We start from the raw sequence: 3644 nt of genomic DNA, 5'->3' as shown, positions 1-3644 counted from the left end.
TCGACAATTGGCAATTGGCAATTAGACGAGGGTTCCGGCTGACCGATGAGACCTACACACTGCCCCCGGTGACGATTACACGCCGGGAGGCCTTCAGCTTCGGCCTCGCCCGCAAACTGCTGGCACACTATGAAGGCACACCCCTACACCTGGACATGCGGGCAGTCCTGGATAAAATCGCCGAGTCGCTGGCAGGCGATATCACCATCGAACCCGACTGGCTCAGCGAACATGTGGGGATCCTGCCCGAGGACCGAGTGCGCATTGATCCCGAAGTGTGGGCGCAACTGGCGGGTTGCGTGGAGCGCCGCGAGACGATCCGGGCGACGTACCAGACTTTCGACGGGCGGGTATCCGAGTACGACCTGCACCCCTATCACCTGCTCGCCTACCACGGGAATTGGTATGCGCTGGCACTGAACACGGCCAAGTCCAGGATCGAAACCTTCGCCCTGTCGCGCTTCAGGCGAATCGAGGTAACGGGGCAGTGTTTCACGCGTCCGGCTGAGTTCTGCCCCGAGACGTACGCCCGGCAGGCATTCGGTATCGTCGGCGGCGAGGAACTAATCAAGGTCCGGCTGCTGTTCGAGCCCAAACTGGCGGTCTACATCACCGAGCGGCAGTGGCACCCCAGCCAGGAGTTCCGAATGCGCCCGGACGGTCGCGTCGAACTGCGGCTGGAAACAACGGGACGCAAGGAACTCGTGCGGTGGATCCTGTCATGGATGCCGGACGTGAAGGTGCTCGCCCCGCGGAGTCTTCGGGATCGGGTCGCCGAGAAACTGCGGGATGGACTCCGGGCACAGCAATGAAACAGAATTCACCCTCGAGGGCGGGGGCAGCACCTCGGGAGTGCTTCGACTCAACTCTACGTGGTACGGCACCAAACCATCATTTTTCGGCACCGAGGAGATCTCCATCACGTCATGCAATATGACACTCATGACCATGCCATGCTGGCGGTCTCGAACCGGGTAGTCTGGATCGCGGATGGCAAGAGCGAACGTATCGCGAAAAGCTAGGAACTTCGCATTAAGACTGGACGGTGGCTTAAGGAAGCAGCCGGCGCGGGCTTCGCGGTCGCGATGTTGGCCGCCACGGGTAACATTAAGCTCCCTTTATCTTGTCGGCGATGGAAAGGATTAACTCTTCAACAACTGGCCAGATCCTATAAAAACCCATGCTAAACTGTTTAGCAAAGCGTTTTTAGTGCAAAACTCCGTACTGGCTGCCTGTCCCAAGCAACTTTTGGAGCTTCTCCAACTCCGTATTGCGCTTGCCCTCTTCCATTCGCCTGATGTTCTGGAGTTTCCATTGCAGGGCCGGGAGTTTCTGGAGATGCGTGATGCCGAGCGCATCCCATTCCGGCTCACCACGCTTCAGGGATAGAATAAATCGTTTCTCATCAGCATCGAGGTCTGCGTGAATCAGGGTCACGAGCCGTTCTCGCGTCTCGCAGAGGGCCTGAACCGATACCTCGTCGTGAGTCATCCCGGCGAATTCGCCGGCATAGACCTGCGTGATGTCCTTGAATTTCGGATCAAGCAACTCATGCATCGGGCGGTCGTGTGAGGCGAGGTACACCACGAAGGCCCGCCGGACTTGCGGCGTCAGTCCTTCGTTTGCCAATAGGAGGCGCACGTCGTACAGGTCCCGCGGATGCTGACGATCCAGTGCGGCACACAATTTGCCACCATAGATGTCGGCCAGGGAAAGTGCCTGTACTGACACGAACAGGTTAAAGAATGCCTGCGCTTCGTCGCTCAAATCCCGTTTCTCCGGGGGGTACACACTTCCGCGTAAAACCTGATTCGGCTCCACTTTGATCTGAACCCCGTCGAGTGATACCACAAGTTTTGTGGCCATCCCACGTGACCGGTTGACTTGTACTCGGGCCCCGGCTATCCGATTCATCACGTCTTTCGCGATGGCCTCCATCGCGAGGGTGATGCCGCTCAACGCCTCGTCGCGGCCGGATAACGGCAGATAGGTCAGGTCGATGTCCACCGACAACCGGGGCATGGCGCGTAGAAAAAGGTTGATGGCTGTTCCACCCTTGAGTGCAAAGCAGGGTTGTTTCCCGATTTCAGGAAGGCATCTGAGTAGTAAATTCGCCTGCTTAACATAGACGGGGTCAAACATGGGCTGCTTCCTCCTCTTTCGGAACGGTGATCCGGTACTTCGAGTTAAACTGTCCACCTCGATAAAGAGAGCGGTTCCCTTTGCCTAAATCAAGGCGCTCCGGTGTAAGTCGGCTGAACCATTCATGTCCGGCCGACTCCGCCGCCCAGAGGAAGATACGTTTAACTTTGACTGAACTGCACCCCTCGAGCAGGGGTTGCAACACTTGCGGGCGCAGTGTGCTTAAGCCGCTCATGAGTTCAACTGCATGCGTGATGGCATCGTTGGTGGTTGCCAGATGGAGGATCTCCAGAATCGCACGTTCCGGCGAGGAGATCCGAAGGGAGAACTCACCGCGCTCGACCTCCATATACCCAACCTGGTCGGTTGATTTAAAAAGGCTCGGTCGGTGATATTGGATCTTCACACCCCATGCGTGTTTCTTGAACCAGGCGGGCAGTCGCTCCCGGCGTTCACTGAACAGATGAACCATCGATTCTTCTCCCATTGGCAAATAATGTCCCAGGCCGTTCAGTGATAGTGCCGTATCGCCGCCTACGTAAACGCTGAGTTTCAGTTGAGACTGGAGTGCGTAAAAACCACCGAGCCAGCTCACGGCGTCACCGGTACGTATAAAGGCCCCGCAGCCTATGGACTGAATCCATCCGGATGAGGCATAACGCCGGGCCAACTGGCGGGATATGCCAAGTTCGCGCAACCACGGTGCCGTCGCCACAGTTCCCTTTGGCCACTTCAGTAGTAAATTGTTTATCTTAGATTCCATTATGACAACTCAAGGTTTACTTAAACATCCATTTAAAAACCACATTATCTTATTTGTTTGAATCAGAAGCTATAAAGTACACCTAACGTTTACAATATCAACCATAAACACAACAGAATCTTTCATTCGGTTATGGCTGTCAGAAGGGTATCAGTTCGTCCTTGTCTGGTTCCGGGGATGTCTCGACATAATTGCCATCCCGGAGAACGACGTGGGCGTAGCCGCGCTGGTTCTTGTCATTCCGCCGGATGTCGGTCCGTTTGTGGGCGTGATGGAGCGATACCATGTGATCACAAACCAGGATTTCAAACTGGCGAACTGGAACGGGCTGCCAGCCCTGGGAATCGCAGAAAAGGTTGTAGGCGGTGAGAAGTTCTGACACGGTCACATCACCGGACGGGGTAACAGTTTAGCCCCCTGCAATTGAGATGATTTCTTTTGTCGGACGGCGGAGAGAGCCGCCGTTTTAGTTTTCGCGCGGTGAAGCGAGCGTCAAGAGGTGTTTGGCGGATTTCGAAAAAGAGCCTCTTGAGCGGAGGCGGGATTTTCAGTGAAAAGGGTATAGAAGAACTGAAGCGGGGATTTACCCTGACGCTGAGCGGTGACCATCAGGCTTGGGATAACACCCTGGGAGAAGGATCCCTCTGGCGTGGAGGATCGGGGTCAGCCCTCAAATGATAAATATCTCACTAACTTCACCTTTTGCCGCAGTCCACCGAGGAGGCCTTCGATATGATCC

The 3644-nt window shown here is 55.7% G+C and carries 4 protein-coding genes; 2 read left to right on the top strand and 2 right to left on the bottom strand.

The annotated features are described in order from the left end of the window. Positions 1-812, top strand: an 812-nt coding sequence (locus WCI03_15150) for a WYL domain-containing protein (GenBank protein MEI8141188.1), incomplete at its 5' end; no start/stop codon positions are given. A gap of 394 nt (positions 813-1206) precedes the next feature. Here the strand turns inward: WCI03_15150 and WCI03_15145 are convergent. After that, on the bottom strand, positions 1207-2142 hold the full coding sequence (locus tag WCI03_15145) for a nucleotidyl transferase AbiEii/AbiGii toxin family protein (protein MEI8141187.1): 936 nt from the start codon (positions 2140-2142) through the stop codon (positions 1207-1209). Continuing rightward, entirely contained in the window at positions 2135-2905 is a 771-nt protein-coding gene (locus tag WCI03_15140; GenBank protein MEI8141186.1) for a type IV toxin-antitoxin system AbiEi family antitoxin, read from the bottom strand. The genes WCI03_15145 and WCI03_15140 overlap by 8 nt, the downstream gene beginning before the upstream one ends. Positions 2906-3116: 211 nt before the next feature. Between WCI03_15140 and WCI03_15135 the strand changes: the two genes are divergently transcribed. Then, on the top strand, positions 3117-3284 hold the full coding sequence (locus WCI03_15135) for a hypothetical protein (protein ID MEI8141185.1): 168 nt from the start codon (positions 3117-3119) through the stop codon (positions 3282-3284). Positions 3285-3644: the final 360 nt, after the last annotated feature.

It is taken from the genome of bacterium, assembly GCA_037143175.1.
Lineage (GTDB): Bacteria > Verrucomicrobiota > Kiritimatiellia > CAIKKV01 > CAITUY01 > JAABPW01.
The sequence above is the reverse complement of the archived record's forward strand: the minus strand, read 5'-3'. Positions and strand labels throughout refer to the sequence as shown.

What these genes read in the sequence shown, in the direction of transcription:
- WCI03_15140 (MEI8141186.1), bottom strand. Translation starts at nt 2,905, where the DNA reads ATGGAATCTAAGATAAACAATTTACTACTGAAGTGGCCAAAGGGAACT.
- WCI03_15145 (MEI8141187.1), bottom strand. Translation starts at nt 2,142, where the DNA reads ATGTTTGACCCCGTCTATGTTAAGCAGGCGAATTTACTACTCAGATGC.